Raw genomic sequence first — 20,027 nt, forward strand, 5'->3', positions numbered from 1 at the left:
GATGCCGCAGCATCCGCCCCTCTTTCGTTCGTCGAGCTAGTGGTTGCTCTTCCAGCCCTTGCTGTTCCACGGCTTGTCGGCCTTGGGTCCGTGAAGCACGGGCCAGCCCACTTTCACGCCGGTGTCGATCTTCAGCGCGTTCGCGATGGTGAAGAAGGTGTCGGTCTGGTCCGTCAGGCCGAGCAGCTTGACCGCACTCGGGCCGTAGGCCGCGATGCGCAGCTGCGTACCGGTGTGCTGCTGCGAGCCGCCGGCCGCCGCCGTGCCGTACGAGACGCGCAGGGGCGTTCCGTCGGCGGTGGTGAGCGTCGTTCCGAGGCCGGGAGTGGCGCCGTCGACGATCTGCGAGCTGTGCGCGTGGTCGGCCGTCACGATCACGAGGGTGTTCTTGTCGGCCTTGGCGAACGCGAGTGCGGACTGCACCGCCTCGTCGAAGTCCTGCGTCTCACCGATCTGGCCGCAGGCATCCGCCGCGTGGTCGCGCTTGTCGATGGATGCGCCCTCGACCTGCAGGAAGAAGCCCTTCTTCGACTTCTTGTCGTTGAGCAGGGCGATCGACTTGTCGGTCATCGCCTTCAGCGTCACGCCCGTCGAACCGAGGTAGCCCGGGTTGGGCTGGCACACCGCGCCGGTGGGAGCACCGGAGCCGCCGATGGTCGCGTCGAGCGGCGCGAACCGGGTGGGCAGGTTGCCACCGGCGAACAGGCCGAGCACCGGCGCGTCCTGGCCGGCCTTGGAGAGACCCTTCAAGCCTGAGCCGTCGGTGACGACCTGGTAGCCGCGGTCCTTCGCCTGGTCGAGGAGCGTCAGGCCCTTCCAGTCGCCGGCCTTGGCGGTCTGCGCGAAGGTGTCGGCGCCGCCACCCATGATGAGGTCGGGGCGGGTGTCGAGCAGCTGCTCGGTGATGGATCCTGCTCCGCCGGCGACGAGCGCGTCAGCGCCACAAGTGGGGCTGTCGGGGCCGTAGCAACTGCGGATCGCCACGTGTGCGACCTGCACGGCCGGCGTCGCATCCTGGATCTCGGCGGTGGTGATGTCGCCGGTGCGCAGGCCGTTGGTCTTGGCCAGCTCGAGCAGGGTGTTGTGGGCGGTGCCGTGGATGTCGACCGAGATGGCGTTGTCGTAGGTCTTGGTTCCCGTGGCCCACGCCGTGCCGGTCGAGGCCGAGTCGGGCGTGTAGTCGGGCTTGCCGGCGAGCGGGTCCCCGTCTCTGTAGAGCGAATAGGTCGTGTACTGGCCGGTGATCGGCAGGGCGTCGATGCCGGGCAGCTCGCCACCGGCGCCGTAGAGGTAGTCGCGCGCCACGGTGATCTCGCTGTCGCCCATGCCGTCGCCGATGAGAAGGATGACGTTGCGGGCCGAGGTGGGCAGCAGCGACGAGACGATGCTGCGGGCGTCGGAGAGCCCCAGGCTGCCGTGCCGCACCGCACCGCCCGTCTGGTCGGGGGTGGGCTGGGAACCGGCGTTCGCCGAGAGGCTGCCGGCGGCGACGAGAGCGGCGGCGACTGCAGCGGCACCGACGATCGAACCCGCACGGACGGCCGTGCGAGAAGGGCGGAAAGGCATGTCTACTCCTGATCGAAAGAAAATCGAAAGGTCCGCCGAGGCGGGGTCGTGAGGCGCTCACAGGCCTCTCATAGGTCAGCAGTGGCGAGCGACATCGACATGAACGGCGAGGATGCGATGGATGAACGGCCCCCGAACGGGGGAGCCGCAGCGCGTGCGGGAGCGGTTCCGACGGGCGCGGTCACGCGGATGTGGCCGAACGACGTGCAGGCTCGCCGGCGGCCCGCGGATGCGGCAGAACGATGCGCAGGTCCGCCCCGCGGGTCCGCAGGTATCGCCGCTACTCGGCGGCTTTCCGGACAGCCGCCTCCTGCTCGGCCGTCCCCGGCACAGCGGCCGTCCCGTGCACAGCGGCCGTTCCGTGCGCAGGGCTCTGCTGCTCCGCCCACACCTGCGCGCCCGCGGTGTCACCGAGCGTCGCCACGGGAGGCTCCTGCCTGCGTCGGGTCACGAGGTACGAGCCGGCGAGCACGAGCAGGAAGCCGACGACCGTCCACACGGTGACGCGTTCGCCGAGCACCACGACGCCGGCGATGATCGCGACGGCGGGATTGACGTACGTGATCGTCGTCGACTTGACGGGCCCGATCTCGGCGATCAGGCCGACCATGAGCAGGAACGCGAGGGCACTGCACACGACGGCGAGCACGACGATCGAGACCACGACCGCGGTCGACGGCCACGCCGTGGGCCAGGCGCCGGTGAGCAGCACGAACGGAACGTAGACGACGGCGGTGATCGCGAGTGAGACGGCGACGACCCCGACTCCGGGAAGGTCGGACATCCAGCGGGCGAGGATGGCCGGGCCGAGTGCGTAGCCGACGACCACGACCGCCATCTCCGCCACGGCGATGAGGTCGGAGCCCGCGACGTCGAGACCGACGAGGGCGGCGACGCCCAGCATCCCGAAACCGATGCCCAGCCAGTTCGTGCGCGAGAGCCGTTCGGGCCGGCCCATCGCGAACGCGATCGCCACCCCGGCCAGCGGCACCGTCGCGAGCAGGAGCCCGGCGGTCGAGCTGGGCAGGCGCTGTTCCGCCGAACTCAGGAAGTACCACGGCAGGATGATCTCGGCGATCGTGTACGCCAGCATCGGCCTCCACCGCCGCAGCACCGAGAGCACTTCGCGACGGAAGAACGCGAGCGGCAGCAGCAGCACGGCTGCAAGGGCCGAGCGTGCCAACACCACCATCGCGGGTTCCAGTTCACCGACGGCGATCTTGATGAACAGGTACGGGATACCCCACGCGATCGCGAGCGCAGCGAAGAGGATCAGTCCACGACGAGTCACCACCTCATTGTCCCGGCTGCCACTGACGTCGACCGACCACGGGCTGCCGCGTGCGCGCGATATCCCGCCAACCCTGCAGCATCCGTCCGACGACGGCGGGGGATGCCGCACCCCCTCCAAAGGGGGCGCCGCGCGCCCGGCAGACCGCGCGTGATGTTCCGGCGGGGCGGTGGGCAGGCCATAGTGTCGAATTTGTGACCGACGCGCCTGGCCTGAGCACGACCGACGCGCCTGGCCTGAGCACGGACGACGCGCCTGGCCTGAACACGGACGGTGCGTCTGGTCCGAGCTCGGATGGCGCGCCCGTCTCCACCGCTCGCCCCACCCGTCGATCGCCCGGTCGATCCCGGCCCCGTCGAATCGAACGCGACGGTACCCGCGCGCTGGACCGTTCCGTGGTGCTCAACCAGCTGCTGTTCGGCGTCATCGTGCTGCTCGTCACGGGCCTCGTGCAGGTCGTAGAGCCTCTGCGCGGCGTCGGCTTCACCTTCTACCTCGGAGTCGTGCTCGCGTTCCTGGTGAGCGGATGCGCCATCGTGGTGCCGTGGCACCGCATCCGTCGCGGCTGGATTCTCGCGCTGCCGGTGCTCGACATCATCGCCGTCGGGCTGCTGCGCGACGGGCAGCCCTCGCTGGGCGCCGGTCTGCTCTGGGTGTTCCCGGTCATCTGGCTCTCGAGCTACTTCGGCATCACCGGGGCAGCTACCGCTCTGTTGCTCGTGTGCGCCATCATCCCGTTGAACATCCTCCACGCCGCCGATCCCATCGCGGCACTCTCGGTTCCCTCACTCGTGCTGCTGCCGCTCACCCTCGCCTTCATCGCCCTCTCGAGCGCCATCGCCTCGCGACGCAGCCAGGCCCGGCGCCGACTGCTGAGTCGGCAGGCGCACACCCTCGAGGCCGCGCTTGCACGGGCACGCCGCCAAGAGGACCTCGTGGCGCAGGTGCTCGACTCGGTCGACTTCGGCGTGATCCGGCTGGAACAGGGCGGACGCGTCTCGGTCATGAACGAGGCGCACGCCCGGCTGCAGCGCGCGATCGGCTTCGAGGGCGATGCCCCGCTCTACGCCGCCGATGGCCAGGCGCAATTGGCCGAGGAGGAGGCGCCGTTCAGCCGCGCCCTTAGCGGCGAGGAGTTCACCGGCCAGACCATCTGGGTAGGCGAGCCGGGTGCCTCCCGCACCGCACTCTCGGTGACCGCCCGTCGTATGCGGGGAGAGGGCGAGGGATCGGTGCTCGTCTCGCGCGACGTGACCGCCGAGCTCATGGCGGTGCGCGCCCGCGACGACCTCGTCGCCTCGGTCAGTCACGAACTGCGCACGCCGCTCACCTCGATCATCGGCTACATCGAGCTCGCTTCCGACGAGCAGATGACGGATGACGCGCGCCGCCACCTCGAGGTCGCCGAGCGCAACGCCGCACGCCTGCTCGACCTCGTCAGCGACATCCTCGCCGCCTCCACCCGCGGAGGCACGGGGGAACTCTCCATCGAGCCCGAGCGCACCGACCTGGCCGGGCTCGCGCGCGCGTCGGTCGAGGCGCTGGCGCCCCGCGCGGCCGAGCGCCGCATCACCATCGACACGCACGGCATCGAGCCGACGTTCGCCCTCGTCGATCCCTTCCGAATGCGCCAGGTGATCGACAACCTCATCTCGAACGCCATCAAGTACAACGTCGACGGCGGCGCGATCTCCATCGGCACGGCCACTGACGGCCAGCACGCCTGGATCATCGTGCGCGACACCGGCATCGGCATCCCGAGTGCGGAACAGCCCCGGCTCTTCGAACGCTTCTTCCGTTCCGAGACCGTGCGCGGCTCGAGCGTGCACGGAAGCGGGCTCGGACTCGGCATCAGCCGCGACATCGTACGCAGGCACGGTGGCGAGCTCACCCTGCAGAGCGTCGTGAACGAAGGCACGACGGCCGTCGTGCAGCTACCGGAAGGGCACAGCAGTGCGTGACTTCGACGTCTGGACCGCCACCATCTTCACGGCCGTCGTGGTCGTCGTCGCGGGCATCGTGTTCATGATCGACACCCTCGTGCGGCGCGATGACGCTGCCGGCCGGGTGTGGTCGCTCGGCTACCTGGCCGGCATGCTCACGACCATCTCCTACCTGTTCTGGGCGGCGACCCCGAGCGCGTGGTGGGCCGTCGCGGTGGGTAACTCCGCCTTCGTCGCGAGCGCCGGATGCATGTGGCTTGGGGCGCGCCTCTACAACGGTCGCCGCGGATACGCCTGGGTCCTCGTGGTGGTGACCACGCTCGCGGCGTTCCTGCCGGTGGTCATCGCCGGCGGCGACGGCGGCGACTGGGCAGGCGCTCCGGAGATGTTCATCGGCATCGCGCTCTGCGCCGGCCTCGGTGCATTCGAGTCGCTGCGAGGCTTGCTCGGCCGCAATCCCAACGCCCGTGGGCTGGCAGCAGTGCTCGGCATCCAGAGCCTGTTCTATGTCGCACGGCTCATCGTGTTCGTGAGCGTCGGCCCTGACAGCGACGTGTTCCGAACCGGCTTCGGCACGGTCGCGACGAGCTTCGTTACGGTGACGCTCATCATCGTCGCCGCGATCACCATGTCGGTGCTGCGCGCGGATCGCACCCGACTGCGGGGGCGCGCAGAACGAAGCACGGCCGGCTTCACCGCGAGCGGCTCGCTGATGCGCGGGTCCTTCGACAGGGTGCTCGATGACTGGCTCGTGCGGGCAGACCTGCACGAACAGACCATGGCCGTGCTCGCCGTCGTCTCCGATGGAATCGATGAGGCGGCGATCGCCTTCGGGCGCTCGGTCGCCGACGACATCCGCTCTGCCCTCGTGCTGTCGGTGCGACGCAACACCCCGCCCGGCGGGGTGATGGGCGAGGAAGAGCCCAACACCCTGCTCATCGCGCTTCCCGTGGATTCGGCAGCGGATGCACGTCGACAGGCCGAGATCATCCATGAGGGACTTCTCGAACCGGAAGGGGCGACGGTGGCCGGCATCCGCCCCACCGCGAGCATCGGTTTCGCGACGACGGATGCGCTGGGCTTCGACGCCCGAACGCTCGTGCACGCGGCGAAAGCCGCCGCCACTCAGGCGAGCGAGGCCGGCGGCGGGGGAATCACCGACGCGTCAACGCTGACCCAGGCGGCTCAGCGCGCCGGCGTCAGCCGGTAGCCGACTCCCCGCACGGTCTCGATCCAGCGCGGCTTCGACGGGCTCTCACCGAGCTTGCGGCGCAGGTTGGCCATGTGCACCTCGATGGCCCTGGCGTCGGACTCGTCGGCGAGCAGCGTGCCGAGGTAGCGCTCGCCGCGCAGCGTCATCGCCAACTCGGCCTTGCTCACCACCCGCCGGCCCGACTCGAGCAACTCGACGAGGATGTCGAACTCGCTCGGGGTGAGCGCGAGGTCCGCTCCGTCGCACCGGGCGAGATGCATCGCGCGATGCACGCGCAGGCCGTGGTGCTCGAGCCAGCCGTTCTCCAGCTTCTGGGCCCGGCCGCCGACGGTCGGTTCTGGCGCTTCGGCCGTCGCGGCGGCAGTGGCAGGGGCGGCCGGCACGGCATCCGATGGCTCGTGAACGCCGGTGTTGGTGCGCGGTCGGCGCAGCATCGCCTCGATACGGGCGCGCAGCTCCCGGGGCCGGAAGGGCTTGGTGACGTAGTCGTCGGCGCCGGAGTCCAGGCCCTGCAGGGTGTCGATCTCGTCGGAGCGCGCCGTGAGCATGAGCAGGTAGGTCGAGCTGAACGACCGGATGCGCTTCGCGGTCTCGAAGCCGTCGATGCCGGGCATGCTGACATCGAGCGTGGTGACGACCGGCTCGTGCTCGCGCACCGCTTCGACGCCCTCGATGCCGTTGGCGGCGGTGACCGCCGTGAAGCCGGCCTGCTCGAGAACTGCGGCGAGGAGCGATCGGATGTCGCCGTCGTCTTCGATGATGACCGCGACTCGCTGCTCGTCGCCCACAAGACCTCCCACCGATGCGTGCCCCGGAAACGCACCGAATCGTCACGATACCTCACCGCTGGCGGGCAGCCGTGTCCCCCGTTCGCGCCGATCGCTCGGAGGGCGCCGGGCGTCACCCGACGTTCAGCGCCGTCATGGCCAATCGCTCAGCAGGCGAGCGCCGCCGGTGTGCTGCCCTCGCTCATCGTGGCCTGCACTCCGACATCGCGCACGGGCGTACCGGCTACGACGGTCTTCGACCAGACCTCCTTTCCGGCAACGGTGAGAGTCGGAAGCGCGGAGTTCGGCGTGAGGGCGCAGACGTTCGACATCGAGAACGTGCTCGGCGTCCACGCCGGGTGCCACGACTCGGCCGGCACCGGCCAGCCGGGAAAGAGGGTGCCGCCGGTCGGCGCGGGCGTTCCGGTGACGGCGAGGTTGAGCGTGAGCTTCCACTCGAAAGCCGTCGTCGACGTCGTCGAGACGCTGTAGTCGACGCGGTACCCGGTGCCCCACGTCGTCCATCCCGTGACGGTCGCCGTGCAGGTGGCCTTGACGGCCGCGCTGATCGGAGCACACGCGAGCGCCGGGGTGGGCGTCGGCGTCCACGTTCCCGCGGTGACCGTTGCCTTCGCGTACGCGCGCTCGGTCCACGCCGCCTGTGTGGGAGAGACGGCGGTGAGGCCGCAGAGGGACCCGACGAGGGCGAGCACGCTCGCGACCGTGAGCGTGCTCGTGCGCAGGGTGGAGGTGCGAGAGGGCAGGACCTTGGGCCTGCGCGCTGCGCCACGCCGCATCAGGATGCGCTCGGCGCCACCGCCCGCTCGGTCGCGACAGCGGCGGAGCGACGCCCGCTCGGCTTGGCCGGGGGAGCGGGAAGCAGCAGGATCAGGGCGAGCAGCGCGAACAGCCCGATGATGAGGGGGAAGGCCACCGCAGGCGTGGTGAGGCGCGAGACAAGGGTGCCCATGCCGGCGAGCTGGATGGTGGGCTGCCAGACCTCCGTGCCGACCCGGTAGGGCTCAGGGTCTTCGTAGGCGTTCGCGTCGCCCTTGAGCGTGATCGTGCTGCCGGCATCCGCCACGGCCTTCACCCGGTGCGTCACGAGGGCGCCCGTGAGAGCGCTGTGCAGCGACACCACGTCGCCGGCCTTCACCGAACTGGCGGGCGCCTTGGTGTCGATGAGCAGGTCGCCGGTCATGATGCCAGGTTCCATCGAGCCCGAGATGACGACGAGCGGCTTGATGAGTCCGACCGCCGTGGTCGCCCAGACCAGTGCGCAGACGATGCCCACGGCGGCGCATGCCCAGAGGACGGTGGTGGCGAGTCGGCGCAAGACGTTCATGATTCTTCCGGTGTGATGGTGCGAAAGGTGCTCCGGTCCCGACCAGGAGGGGCGACGGGACCGGAGCGAGGGGCTCCGACCCGAGGGGGTCATGGTCGGAGCGGTTGGGGGTGCAGTTCCGGCCCGCCGCCGCGGGGACGACGACGAGCCGGAAGTATCAGGAGCCGAGCTGGCTGGCGATGGTGACGATGTAGGTGTCGGACTTGCCCACGTTCGCCTGATCCCAGGTCGCGGGGGCGGCCACGGTCAGCGTGATCTTCTGAGTCGCGCCGGCTGCGAGGCTCGACGGCACCGTCGAGAGCGTCACGCTCAGGTTGGTGAAGACGGCCGGGGTGGAGCCGGCGACGGATGCGACGAGGTTCGTCGCCACGTTGCCGAAGTTCTTCACGTAGAGGTCGACGGTGCGCGTAGTTCCCGGGGTCAGGTTCTGGAACGTCGTCGCCGGTACGGCCAGCTGGATGCTCGTCTTGTCGTTGGAGTCCTTCCACTGCGCGTCGGGGAGCGCCGGGTCGAAGCTGCCCTTGATGTCGAAGGTCGCTGCCGACGCCGGAGCCGAGAAGAACACGTTGTCGGTCCACGCCGCGCTGGTGGCGGCGGCGCCGATTCCCAGAACGGCGACGGCCGCGAGCGAGAAGGCGACGACGGCGCGGCGCTTCTTGCGACGCTCCTCGGGGCGGGCGGATTCGAGCTGTTCGGGGGAGTGCTTCACGGTGTGCCTTTCAGACGAGACGGTACGACGACGCGCATGCGGGGCATGCGGCTGCGCTCCGTCCCGGCGGACGCCGGAGCACGAGTCGCAGGTCGCTCGGGCCCGTTCGTAGGGGAGCGGATCCGAGGGGTGCGCCGCTGTGTGGCGCGTTCATCACGCTAAGAGGGCCACCTCAAGCGATCCTCAAGTTCCGCTCAAGGTGCGTCCCCGTCTTCGGGTGACGATCACTCCGCGTCGGGATTGCGCGGCTCGAGGGGTTGCGCCGCAGGGTTCCCTCCAGGCCTAGGCGCCGCTAGCGTCGAGCCATGGCCATCCCTCAGCGCTTCTCCCTCGTGACCCTCGGCGTGAAGGAGGTCGCGGTCGCGACGGCCTTCTATCGCGCCATCGGCTGGGTCACCGCGCCGGCATCCGTCGAGGGCGAGGTCTCGTTCTTCGCGACACCCGGCGGTGTGCTCGCGCTCTGGGAGACCTCGGAGCTGGCGAACGACGCGCACGTGCCGACGATGCACGCCAACGCCCCCGCGTTCCGCGGGGTGGCCCTCGCCGTCAACCTCGCGTCGACCGACGAGGTCGACGACGCCTGCGCAGCCTGGCTCGCAGCCGGCGGAGCGATCGCGAAGGCACCCGAGGCGACCGAGTGGGGCGGATACAGCGGCTACGTCGCCGATCCGGACGGGAACCTGTGGGAACTCGCCCACAATCCGTTCTGGCCGCTCGACGAGCGCGGCCTGCCGCAACTTCCTCAGTAGCTGCGTCGCCGGGGTACATGCGCGTGCATACATCCCCGTTTCGGGGGACGGATGCCGGGCGAATCCCGAACTGGGGGTACGCAGGCCCGAACGGGGCACTTCCCAATTCGGCAGCCGCGGTTAGCGTGGCGCAACTCGATCGCACACCGTCGCATCTCCCCGGCTCCTGCGTCAACGACTCCCGATTCGGACTCCTCCCATGCCTGAAACCGGTGCATCAGCGCCCTTCACGCGGCGCAATCTCGTTCGCACCGCCGCGTGGGTGACGCCGGCGATCATCGTCGCGGCCGCCGCGCCGGCGCAAGCTGCGAGCGCCGTGCACGCGGTGAACCCCGCCAAGCCGCCGGCCCAGCTCATCGTCTACACGTTCCAGCCGGATGTGGTGTGGGACAACAACGGCCACAAGACGAAGGTCAGCACGGTCTTCAAGGTCGATCTCGCCTACGTCGCCAACGCTCAATCGGTGCAGACCATCGTGACGACGATCGCCTTCCCCACCAACGTCGTGAAGAACAAGGCTCCCGTCAATACTCTCGGCGCCGGCTGGAGCTACATCGGTCAGACCAGCAGCGCCTCGGCCGACACGTTCACCTTCACCTGGACCGGCGCGCTGACCGGCACCAGTGCGACGCCGCCCGTCACGTTCGTGGTCGAGCTGGCTCCCCAAGCCAGCGGGTCCAAGCAAATCGGGCTCACCGCGCAGTCGCCGACCGCTACGTCGACCGCCGGTACGAGGTCCGTCCAGCTGTAAGAGGCGTCCAGCGTTGGAGCTGCTCGGCCTCAGCGCACCGGCACGCCGCCACGTACTGTGGAGGCCGGCGCACTGCCCGTCGGCGCGCTCGCCTGCCCGCCCTTCGACGCACCGCCCTTCGTCGCGCTCGCCTGCCCGGTCTTCGGCGCGCTGCCCGTCGGCGCCTTCGCATAGTACGAGGAGAAGTTACCGGCCTCGCGATCGCGCTTGGCGACCCGGTTCAGCACGACCCCGAGCGGCTTGCCCTTGACGGCATTGACGTGCCCGAGCGCCGCCTCCAGGTCGCGGTCCAGCGTATGGCCCGCCGAGACCACGATGAAGGCGCCGTCGGCTCGCGCCGTGAGCACCGCGGCATCCGTCACCGGCAGCAGCGGGGGAGCGTCCACGATCACGAGCGCCTTCTGCCCGAGGAAGTCGAGCAGGTTGCTCATGGCCTTCGAGCCGAGCAGCTCGCTGGGATTCGGAGGGATGCGGCCCGCCGGCAACACGAACAAGTCGATGCCCTTGCCCCACGGCACCGTGACGTCGACGACCTTGGCCGTGCCCACGAGCACATCGGTCAGACCCACCGCGCCCTCGATGCCGAAGCGCTCGGCCACGGTGGGCCGGCGCAGGTCGCCGTCGACGAGGATCACCGGCTGTCCGCCGGCGGATGCCGTCATCGCCAGCCGGGCGGCGACGGTCGACTTGCCGTCGTGCTCGTTCGGGCTCGTGACGATGATGACGCGTGGCGGGTTGTCGACATCCATGAACTGCAGGTTGGTGCGCAGCTTGCGGAACGCCTCGCCGTAGGGCGTATTGCGCATGTCATTGGCGACGGCCGTGGGGTCGTAGCGGCTGACCGCGAGCTGGGGCGCCGTGGGGATGGAGGCGACGACAGGCAGGCCGAACTGCTTCTCGACGGCAGACGCCGAACGGATGCGGCGGTCGAGCTGATTGCGCACCACCGCGTAGGCGACGCCCACCGCGAGACCGATGAGCAGCCCGAGCGCAATGGCCAGACGGGTGTTGGGGAAGACCGGTGAGGTGGGAACGGCCGCGGCCTCCACGGGCACGACGCGCAGCGAGAGGCTGTCCTCGCCGCCTTCGATGGACTTGACCTCGGCGGCCAGCGCGGCGATCCAGGCGTCGGCCAGTGCCGAGGCTCCCGTGGGGGTGCCGGCCTGGGCCGTCACCTCGATGAGTACGGTGTCGAGTGGCTGGCTCACCGAGATGCGCGTGATGAGAGCAGAGGGAGTGGTGTCGAGACCGAGGTCGCCGATGACGCGTTCGGCGGTGGCGCGCCCCTTCGCGAGGTCGACGTACGACTTCGCCCGGCTCTTGGCGAGGGCGTCGCCCGCCGACGCGAGGGCAAGGTTGTCGCTCGTGCCGGCAGTGACGAAGCCGCTCGCGTTCGCGGCATAGCGCGGACTCTGCAGCGTCGCCCAGCCGAAGGCCGCGGCGCCGCCCACGAGGGTCAGCACCAGGATGCCCACCCAGTACGCACGCAGGATGCGCAGGTAGTCACTCAGCTCCACGGGACCCTTTCGTTGGCGACCACCCTACGACACCGCGAGCGCCCCGACACGGCAACCCCCTACAATGCGGGAGTGCCTGCCGACGCCGTCTTCCTCAGCGTCTTCGGACTCTCCTGCCGCCTTCAGCTTCTCGGCGATGCCGCCCTCGAGGCCAAGGACGACATCGAGCGGGCGTGGTCTCGGTGCCTCACCTCGCCGCTCGACGCCGGCCCCGTTCCCGATCTCGACATCCCCCTCGTCATCGCTGCGGATGCCGCTCCCGCGCTCGCGGAGCACCCGGGAGCCGTCGTCGCATCCGACCGCGCCGAACTGCTGCACGCGCTCAGCCCCGCCGTCACGACGCGCGCGCTGGATGCCGTCGCCGGCCGCTACTACCTGCTGCACGCCTGCGGGGTGGCTCTCGACGACGGCGGCGTGGTCGCGTTCGTCGCGGCATCCGGCGTGGGCAAGACCACGCTCGCAACGACGCTGTCGCGCCGGTTCGGCTACGTGAGCGATGAGACCGTGATCGTGCGCTTCGACGGCACGGTGCTCGCGTATCCCAAGCCGCTCTCGGTGCTTGAGGGAACCGACTCGAGCCTGAAGCGCCAGGTGAGCGCCGACGAGCTCGGGCTGCTGGTCGCGCCCGATGACCTGCACCTGGCCGGAGTGGTGCTGCTGGACCGTTCCGACGACGCCGACGAGTACCCCGACATCGAGGAGGTGCCGGTGCTGCACGGCCTGGCCGCCATGACCGAGCAGACCTCGTACCTCACGCGCATGCCGCAGCCGCTCACGACCGCCGTGCGACTGGTCGAGGCGGCGGGCGGCATCCGCCGGGTGCGCTACCGAGAGGCCGCCTCGATCGAGCCGTTCGTCGACGTTCTGCAGGGCGCGGCCCGATGAGGGACATCCTCGTGCGACGGATGCCGTGGGTCGATGCGGTCGAACGCGAGGGCGAGTTGCTCGTGCTCATCGGCGAACGCGTGCTGCTGCTCTCCACGCTGGCGCGGGCGATCGTCGAGGCGACGGATGCCTGGACTCCGGTCGGCGAGATCGTCGCGATGCTCGAGGCGGAGTTCGGCGTTCCCGACGGCGTGGACCCCGACGCGGTGGCGCGTGCCGCGATCGACGCCCTCGCCGCCGACGGCGTGGTGGCTCTGCGCTGACGCAAAGAACGCGCGTCACGCTCTCGCGTGAGCGCATAATCGTTGCGCCGCGCCGAATTCGTGCGTACTGACCCCCGAAGCGGGCGCGCTACGACACCCGAATTGGGTGCTGACCGGCCGAATTGCGGACGCCGCTGCGCGCTAGCATGGGCCAGCTTTTCGCGTTCCCTGATCACGCGTCTCCCGAATTCCCGAAGGTCGTCAGCCATGTCTGCATCGCTCCCAGAGCCCGCACAGAGTGAGCGCGTCGCGCGGCTCTCGCGTCGCGTCGTGCTCAAGAGCGCAGCCTGGGCGACGCCCGCCGTCCTCGTCGCGGCAGCAGCTCCGGCGGCCGCGGCATCCGCGGTGACGGCATTGACCTTCTCTCCGGCACCGGCCATGACCCGAGCCGCGTCGACGCTGAGCATCACGGGCACCGTGCGGAACGCATCCGCTGCGAAGGATGCGGCGACCGTGGTGCTCGTCACCCTCCCGACCGCCTCGCTCGGCACGATCACGACCGGGGGTGCTGGACCCACGTCCGTGAGCGTCTCGGGTGCCAACACGGTGCTGACCTTCGCCGGGCCCACCGTCGTGCGCAACTCTGCGGCCGCCTTCACCCTGAGCGTCCCGGCGAAGTCGGCGACGGATGCGGTCGCCGGCTGGGTGCAGCTCGTCAGCAACGGCGCCTCCGTGCCCGCGCCGCAGGCAGTCTCCGTTGCCGCTGTTGTCGCCGCCGTTCCCGTGCTCGAGATGACGACGCCCAGCCTGAGTCGGGTCGGTTCGAGTCTCACCCTGGCAGGATCCCTCACCGCACGTGCGGCGGAGGTAAGGGGGGTGTCGATCTCCGCGACCTTCGCCAAGAACGACCTCGCATCGAAACAGGCGGCTCCCGCAGGATGGACTCTCGGGACGAAGACGTCGGGCAGCCAGACCACCCTCACGTGGACGCGCGCCGGGTCACTCCCCGCAGCATCCTCAGAGGCCTTCTCCTTCCCGATCACGGCGGCCTCCACAGGGTCGATCACCGCGAGCGTGACCGCGGCCGCGAGCAATGCGGCCGCTGTGGGTCCTGTGCAGGTCACGGTCGGCGCCGTCGTTGTGCCCCTCGCCGGTTCGCTGGTCGTCGCGCTCGCCGAGGTGACCCGCGGCATCAACATCTTCGATCCGCACTACACGGTCGGCGACATCACGGTGAAGAACGGCCTCACGCCGACGAGCACGAAGATCGACACCCTCGACGTAGTCGTCACCTCTACCTGGACCACGGCGACCACGCCGCTTGCGTCGTCACCGAGTCCGGCGCTCACGGCGGGGGCAGGCACCGGCTGGAGCATCGTGAGTTCATCGAGCACGGCGTCCTCGCTCGTCGTGCGGTTGCGCTGGACCGGAACGCCGGTCGCGAGCGGGAGTTCGCTGCCGGCCGTCGGCCTGCGGCTGGACGCCGTGTGGGGACGGTTCGCCGACGTGCTGACCTCGGTGGCGACCGCGACCTTCCGCACGGTGACGGGTACGTCGAAGCCGGCGAGCAGTTCCTAGCATGGGCCGAGCCTCGTCAACGATCGCACCCGGGCTCCTACGGCGAGCGCCTGATCGCCGTTTACGAAACTCATGAGCCTGCGCAGCGTGCCGCTCCGCACCGGTGAGGCCGTCGAGCTGGGGCACGCGCTCATCGAGCGCACGGCAGCCGATGCCTGCGTGCGTGTGCTCTTCATCAAGGGTCCGTCGCTCGCCTTCCATGGCCTGCGCGAGGCCCGCGCATCCGCCGACGTGGATGTGCTCGTCTCGCCGAGCGATGAGGATGCTCTGCTCTCGCCCCTCCGTTCGGCCGGCTGGCACGAACGCCCGTACGGCACGCACGACAAGGAGTTCGTGACGCACTCGGTCACCCTCATCCATGAGGGCTGGCCGTGTGATCTCGACGTGCACCGGGCGTTCCCGGGCTTCCTCGCGGATGCGGGGGAGGTGTTCGACGCGCTCTGGGAACGACGCGTGGTTCTCACGCAGGCCAACCACGAGATCGCCGTGCCCGATCGCGCCGCGAGCATCCTCATCCTGGCGCTGCACTCGCTGCGGGGGTCGGTGAAGATCGCCCGGCACGCGACGGAACTCGACGGGCTCGTGGAGCGGCTCCGTGGCATGACGGATGCCGAGCGCGACGACCTCGTCGAACTCGCGCGACGCACCGGCTGCCGCGCGACACTCGCGCCGTTCTTCGAGCGCATCGGAGCACCCCTCGGGGCCGGCGAGATCGACTGGGACGACCCCGCCTACGTGCTCTGGCGCAAGCGCGTCGAGAGCGGATCGATCGTCGCCCACTTCTGGCTCGAACTCGTCGGCCGCCTGCCTTGGCATCGGGTGCCGAGGGAGACGCTGCGCGCGTTCTGGCCGAGCCCGGCCGAGATGCGCATCATCCATCCGGAGACGGCTGCGGGATGGCGCGCCGTCACCGCCGCCCGCTGGAACCGGCTGCTGCGCGGCACCCGTGACGTGGGCCCGGTGCTGGCCTCGCGGCGGCGCGTCGCCCGCGAGCGGCGCGCCATGGGGGAGCGGCGATGAGCGCGACCCGGGCCATCCGTCGCTCGGGCGACGTGGCCGTCGTCGACTCCGGCGACAGGCTGGTGCTGCTCGACCTCGCCCAGTTGGCCAAGCCCGAGCCGATCGCGCTCGAGGGAACCGCGCGCGAGATCTGGCTCGAGATCCCGGATGCCGGAATCCCGGTCGACGCCGTCGTCGCGTCGCTCGCGGCGCGGTTCGAGGCGCCGGTGCGGGAGCTGCGCTCCGACGTGGAGGCCTTCGTGAATGCGCTCGTGGAGCGCGGCCTGCTCATCGCCCGCGACGCGTAGCCCCGCCCCTCCCCTCGCCGCCCGCCGACCAAAAAGCGAGAACATTCCGAAAAGCGAGGCGATTTTCGGGACGCGCCGCCCCGCGAGCGTCCGACGGCGGCGTGTCGCTCGAGATCGCCTCGCTTTTCGGAAGTGGCCCCGCGGATGCGCCCCCGCCCCGGGTGCTCCGGCGCCCGCCTCCGGCGCCCCGCCCCGCATGCTGCCGCGCAACCCCGCCGGAGCCGGCGACACCCGCGCGTAGACTGGAATACGTGAATTCTGAGGCTCCCATCGACGTCGTCCTCATCGGCGGCGGCATCATGAGCGCGACGCTCGCCACGCTCATCAAGCACGTGCAGCCCGACTGGACCATCCAGGTCTACGAGCGCTTGGGCGAGGTGGCCCAGGAGAGCTCGAACCCGTGGAACAACGCGGGAACCGGCCACGCCGCCCTGTGCGAGCTCAACTACATGCCCGAGGGGCCCGACGGGCGCGTCAACCCGGCGAAGGCCATCACCATCAACGAGCAGTTCCAGGTGAGCCGGCAGCTGTGGGCACACCTCGTCTCCACCGGCGCGCTGCCCGATCCGTCGACGTTCATCAACTCGACGCCGCACATGACGTTCGTTCACGGGCGCAAGAACATCGAGTACCTGCGCCGCCGGTACGCCGCCCTGAGGAACCAGCCGCTGTTCGAGGGCATGGAGTTCAGCACCGACCCGGCGAAGATCGCCGAGTGGACGCCCCTTCTCATGCGCAAGCGCAACAAGCGCCAGCGCATCGCCGCCACCCGGATCGAGGCGGGAACGGATGTGGACTTCGGCGCCCTCACGCGCGCCCTGTTCGCCGACCTCGAGCGCCGAGGGGCCGAGCTGAACACCAATCACCAGGTCACGGGGCTGAAGCGGCGCAAAGACGGCCTCTGGCGCCTGAAGGTGCTGCACACCGTGGGCCGCGATCGCTCCGTGGTCGACGCGCGGTTCGTGTTCGTCGGAGCAGGCGGCGGTGCGCTTGCGCTGCTGCAGCACTCCGGCATCGACGAGATCAAAGGCTTCGGCGGCTTCCCGATCTCCGGTCAGTTCTTCAAGACGAGCAACCCCAAGCTCGTGGCGGAGCACCAGGCGAAGGTCTACGGCAAGGCGGCCGTGGGTGCACCGCCCATGTCGGTGCCGCACCTCGACACCCGCGTGGTCGACGGCGAGGCGTCGTTGCTGTTCGGACCGTACGCCGGCTTCACCCCCAAGTTCCTCAAGACCTCGACGTGGTTCGACCTGCCCTTCAGCATCCGTTGGCACAACATCTGGCCCATGCTCTCGGTGGCCGTTCACAACTTCGACCTCATCAAGTACCTCGTGGGCGAGCTGCTGGCGGGCAAGAAGAAGAAGCTCAAGGCGCTGCAGGAGTTCATGCCGAGCGCGAAGCTCGAGGACTGGGAACTCATCACCGCGGGCCAGCGCGTGCAGGTCATGAAGAAGGATGACAAGGCCGGCGGCGTGCTGCAGTTCGGCACCGAGGTCATCACCGGCGCCAACGGAACGATCGCGGGCCTGCTCGGCGCATCGCCCGGCGCCTCCACTGCCGTGCCCATCATGATCGACGTGATGAAGCGCTGCTTCCCGCAGCAGTGGCGCTCGTGGGAGCCCTCGCTGCGCGACATGATCCCGAGCCTCGGAACAACCTTGAACGACAAGCCCGAGGTCGCCGCGCGTTCGCTCGCGACCACGGCCGCCGCGCTCGGACTGCCCGAGCCGCAGGCCGCGCTCACGGCCGCCGAGGAGCGCGAAGCGCTCCCCGTCTCCGCCTGAGCCGGCCTCTTCGCCGCGTCCCGCCCGGGGCGGTCGCCCTCGGCACCTTCCCGGGCGTGCTGCGGCCCGGCGTGGCTGTCCGCGGTTCCCTGCGCCCTGCCGCCCGACCCAAAAGCGAGGACATTCCGAGAAGCGAGGCGATTATCGGCGACGCGCCGTCTTTCGGCACGCAAAGGCGGCGCGTCTCGCGAGATCGCCTCGCTTTTCGGAAGCTTCCCGGCGCCGCACGGCGCGGCCCCGCCCCTCGACGAGCGGATGCGGAGCGCCCCGACCCTAGACGACGCCCAGATCGGCGTGCTAACGTCGCACCCGCTATGAAGTAGAACCGCCGTCCTGTCCCGCGCCTGAGGCGCCGTTGACGTTCGGCATCTTTCCGCCCGCTCCCGCAGGCCGCTCTCGCGCACGTCGCTGACCGCCGCCCGCACCCGCCGCCCGGTTCATCCGACGGCGACGGAGAGCGCGCGGGCCAGTGACCGCACGCACCGGCACACGCCCGGCGGGGCTTCACCCTGCGCGCGGCATCCGTCGACGGATGCCGCGGGCCCCCCGTGAAAGGTGGTCGCCCATGCGAGCCACAGTCATACACTCCGACCACGTACGCGTCGACGGACTCTCGCAGTCCTACGCTCAGACCCCCGTGCTCACCGACGTGACCTTCGCCGTTGCCCGCGGCGCCCGCATCGGGCTCATCGGCGAGAACGGCGCCGGCAAGTCCACCCTGTTGCGCCTCCTCGCCGGTGCTGAGCAGCCCGACCGAGGCACCATCACCCGGCCGCTGCGCACCGGCATGCTCTGGCAGGAGGTGCAGTTCGATGCAAGCGACACCGTCGCGTCGGTGCTGGAGGCCGCCCTCGCCGACGTGCGCGCCATCGAGCGTGAACTCGCCGCCGCCGCTTCGGCGCTGGCGACGGATGAGGATGCGGACGCGAGTGCGCACCCGGACGCTGCCGCCCCGGAGAACGGCCGCGCTGCAGACGTTGGCACCCCCGCCGACCGCTACGCCGCAGCCCTCGACGCGGCGGAGCGTGCCGACATCTGGAACGCAGACGCCCGCCGTGACGCCCTGCGTGGCGGCCTCGGCATCGGCGGCATCGGCCTCGACCGCCGGCTCGACGAGATCTCCGGCGGCCAGCGCAGCCGGGTCGCCCTCGCCGCGCTGCTGCTCGAGCGCCCGGATGCCCTGCTGCTCGACGAGCCGACCAACCACCTCGACGACGAAGCGGCCGCCTTCCTGGAGTCGCAGTTGCGCGATTGGCCGGGTCCGGTGCTCTTCGCAAGCCACGATCGCGCCTTCCTCGACGCGGTCGCCACCGCGCTCGTCGACCTCGACGTCGCGCGCGGGGCCCTTCAGCCTGCGGGCGGGCGCGCGGAGAGCGGGGCAGCGGCATCCGTCACCGTGTTCGGCGGGCGCTTCAGCGAGTACCTCGACTACAAGGCAGCGGAGCGCGAGCGCTGGCTGCGCCAGTACGCCGACGAGCAGGAGGAGCTCGGTCGGCTGCGACACGCCGTCGCCGACACCGCCCGCCACATCGCGCCGAACCGCGGCCCGCGCGACAACGACAAGTTCATCTACGCCTTCAAGGGCGGCAACCACCAGCGCGCCGTCACGCGCCGCGTGCGCAACGCCGAGGGGCGCCTGCAGACTCTCGAGCGGGAGCAGGTGCGCAAGCCACCGGCCGTTCTCGCGTTCGCCGGCATCCCGTCGGGGTCGCAGGCCCTTGCCGAAGGACTGCTCGTGCAGGCGACGGATGCCGCTGTCGCTGGCCGCCTCGCACCCACGTCGGTGCGCATCCCATCGCAGGCGCGGCTGCTCGTGACGGGAGCGAACGGTGTGGGGAAGTCCACGCTGCTCGGCCTGCTTTCCGGGCGCATCGAGTCGGCATCCGGGGTGCTGAATCGCCGGAAGGGCCTGCGCGTCGGGCTGCTCGAGCAAGACGTGCGCTTCCCGGATGCGGGCCTCGCCGTGCGCTCCATCTACGAGCAGGTGCTGGGGGAGAAACGTGCGGAGCAGGTGCCGCTTTCGAGTCTGGGCCTCATCCGCCCGCGCGACGAGACCCGCCCGATCGGCGCGCTCTCAATCGGGCAGCAGCGTCGGCTCGCCCTGGCGCTCGTGATCGCGCGGCCGCCGCACCTCTTCCTCCTCGACGAGCCGACCAACCACCTCTCGCTCGCGTTGGCCACGGACCTCGAGGAGGCACTCGGCGGCTATCCGGGTGCCGTCGTGATCGCGAGCCACGACCGCTGGCTGCGCCGGCGCTGGAACGGCGAGGAGCTCCGGCTGCAGCCGGCGCGGTCGGAGGCACTCGTGTGAGGGATGCACCTGCGCAGGCGTTCGGGCGCTTTGCAGGACCGGTTCACCCGAACCGGTCCTGCAAACCGCACGATTTCCTGCCGAACGGGCGCGCGGATGCCGACCTCC

Annotated in this window: 18 protein-coding genes; 11 read left to right on the plus strand and 7 right to left on the minus strand. The window is 70.3% G+C overall.

Features of this window, described 5'->3' with window-relative positions:
- Window positions 1–36 precede the first annotated feature (36 nt).
- Together phoA and WDJ51_RS08920 are read right to left on the minus strand one after the other, a co-directional pair.
- Window positions 37–1,566 (minus strand): alkaline phosphatase, encoded by a 1,530-nt coding sequence (gene phoA, locus WDJ51_RS08915; RefSeq protein ID WP_337852099.1) that lies wholly within the window; start codon window positions 1,564–1,566, stop codon window positions 37–39.
- Between the two features lie 280 nt (window positions 1,567–1,846).
- The gene (locus tag WDJ51_RS08920) at window positions 1,847–2,857 is read right to left on the minus strand and encodes a DMT family transporter (RefSeq protein WP_337852100.1); all 1,011 of its coding nucleotides are present in this window, start codon (window positions 2,855–2,857) and stop codon (window positions 1,847–1,849) included.
- A 398-nt stretch (window positions 2,858–3,255) separates the two neighbouring features.
- Between WDJ51_RS08920 and WDJ51_RS08925 the strand changes: the two genes are divergently transcribed.
- Window positions 3,256–4,818, plus strand: coding sequence for a sensor histidine kinase (locus WDJ51_RS08925; RefSeq protein WP_337852101.1), 1,563 nt, complete (start codon window positions 3,256–3,258; stop codon window positions 4,816–4,818).
- Window positions 4,811–6,010, plus strand: a complete 1,200-nt coding sequence (locus tag WDJ51_RS08930) for a GGDEF domain-containing protein (RefSeq protein WP_337852102.1) — start codon at window positions 4,811–4,813, stop codon at window positions 6,008–6,010. Before WDJ51_RS08925 ends, WDJ51_RS08930 begins: the two co-directional genes overlap by 8 nt.
- Here WDJ51_RS08930 and WDJ51_RS08935 read toward each other — a convergent pair.
- The 4 genes from WDJ51_RS08935 to WDJ51_RS08950 form a co-directional block, all read right to left on the minus strand.
- Window positions 5,986–6,801, minus strand: a complete 816-nt coding sequence (locus WDJ51_RS08935; protein ID WP_337852103.1) for a response regulator transcription factor — start codon at window positions 6,799–6,801, stop codon at window positions 5,986–5,988. The genes WDJ51_RS08930 and WDJ51_RS08935 overlap by 25 nt on opposite strands.
- Window positions 6,802–6,947: 146 nt before the next feature.
- Entirely contained in the window at window positions 6,948–7,577 is a 630-nt protein-coding gene (locus tag WDJ51_RS08940; protein WP_337852104.1) for a hypothetical protein, read from the minus strand.
- The gene (locus tag WDJ51_RS08945; protein WP_337852105.1) at window positions 7,577–8,125 is read right to left on the minus strand and encodes a signal peptidase I; all 549 of its coding nucleotides are present in this window, start codon (window positions 8,123–8,125) and stop codon (window positions 7,577–7,579) included. Before WDJ51_RS08945 ends, WDJ51_RS08940 begins: the two co-directional genes overlap by 1 nt.
- 157 nt (window positions 8,126–8,282) lie before the next feature.
- A complete protein-coding gene (locus tag WDJ51_RS08950; RefSeq protein WP_337852106.1) occupies window positions 8,283–8,834 on the minus strand; it encodes a hypothetical protein in 552 nt (183 codons plus the stop codon).
- 305 nt (window positions 8,835–9,139) lie between these two features.
- On the opposite strand from WDJ51_RS08950, the gene WDJ51_RS08955 reads away from it, so the two are divergent.
- On the plus strand, window positions 9,140–9,583 hold the full coding sequence (locus WDJ51_RS08955; protein WP_337852107.1) for a VOC family protein: 444 nt from the start codon (window positions 9,140–9,142) through the stop codon (window positions 9,581–9,583).
- Window positions 9,584–9,782: 199 nt separating this feature from the next.
- On the plus strand, window positions 9,783–10,334 hold the full coding sequence (locus WDJ51_RS08960) for a hypothetical protein (RefSeq protein ID WP_337852108.1): 552 nt from the start codon (window positions 9,783–9,785) through the stop codon (window positions 10,332–10,334).
- Between the two features lie 29 nt (window positions 10,335–10,363).
- Here the strand turns inward: WDJ51_RS08960 and WDJ51_RS08965 are convergent, their stop codons facing one another.
- Window positions 10,364–11,851 (minus strand): polysaccharide biosynthesis tyrosine autokinase, encoded by a 1,488-nt coding sequence (locus WDJ51_RS08965; RefSeq protein ID WP_337852109.1) that lies wholly within the window; start codon window positions 11,849–11,851, stop codon window positions 10,364–10,366.
- 72 nt (window positions 11,852–11,923) lie between these two features.
- On the opposite strand from WDJ51_RS08965, the gene WDJ51_RS08970 reads away from it, so the two are divergent.
- From WDJ51_RS08970 to WDJ51_RS09000, 7 genes are all read left to right on the plus strand, one after another.
- Entirely contained in the window at window positions 11,924–12,736 is an 813-nt protein-coding gene (locus WDJ51_RS08970; RefSeq protein WP_337852110.1) for a hypothetical protein, read from the plus strand.
- Window positions 12,733–12,999, plus strand: a complete 267-nt coding sequence (locus WDJ51_RS08975; protein ID WP_337852111.1) for a hypothetical protein — start codon at window positions 12,733–12,735, stop codon at window positions 12,997–12,999. The genes WDJ51_RS08970 and WDJ51_RS08975 overlap by 4 nt, the downstream gene beginning before the upstream one ends.
- A 207-nt stretch (window positions 13,000–13,206) precedes the next feature.
- On the plus strand, window positions 13,207–14,517 hold the full coding sequence (locus tag WDJ51_RS08980; RefSeq protein ID WP_337852112.1) for a hypothetical protein: 1,311 nt from the start codon (window positions 13,207–13,209) through the stop codon (window positions 14,515–14,517).
- A 72-nt stretch (window positions 14,518–14,589) separates the two neighbouring features.
- The gene (locus tag WDJ51_RS08985; RefSeq protein ID WP_337852113.1) at window positions 14,590–15,537 is read left to right on the plus strand and encodes a nucleotidyltransferase family protein; all 948 of its coding nucleotides are present in this window, start codon (window positions 14,590–14,592) and stop codon (window positions 15,535–15,537) included.
- Window positions 15,534–15,824 carry a PqqD family protein gene (locus WDJ51_RS08990; RefSeq protein ID WP_337852114.1) on the plus strand — a complete coding sequence of 97 codons (291 nt, stop codon included), beginning with the start codon at window positions 15,534–15,536 and terminating at the stop codon, window positions 15,822–15,824. The genes WDJ51_RS08985 and WDJ51_RS08990 overlap by 4 nt, the downstream gene beginning before the upstream one ends.
- A 251-nt stretch (window positions 15,825–16,075) precedes the next feature.
- Window positions 16,076–17,608 (plus strand): malate:quinone oxidoreductase, encoded by a 1,533-nt coding sequence (locus WDJ51_RS08995; RefSeq protein ID WP_337852115.1) that lies wholly within the window; start codon window positions 16,076–16,078, stop codon window positions 17,606–17,608.
- Window positions 17,609–18,173: 565 nt separating this feature from the next.
- Window positions 18,174–19,919: an ABC-F family ATP-binding cassette domain-containing protein gene (locus WDJ51_RS09000; RefSeq protein ID WP_337852116.1), complete on the plus strand. Its 1,746-nt coding sequence runs from the start codon at window positions 18,174–18,176 to the stop codon at window positions 19,917–19,919.
- The last annotated feature ends 108 nt before the right edge of the window (window positions 19,920–20,027 follow it).

Origin of the sequence: Rathayibacter sp. YIM 133350, assembly GCF_037404875.1 — a bacterium.
Lineage (GTDB): Bacteria > Actinomycetota > Actinomycetes > Actinomycetales > Microbacteriaceae > Orlajensenia.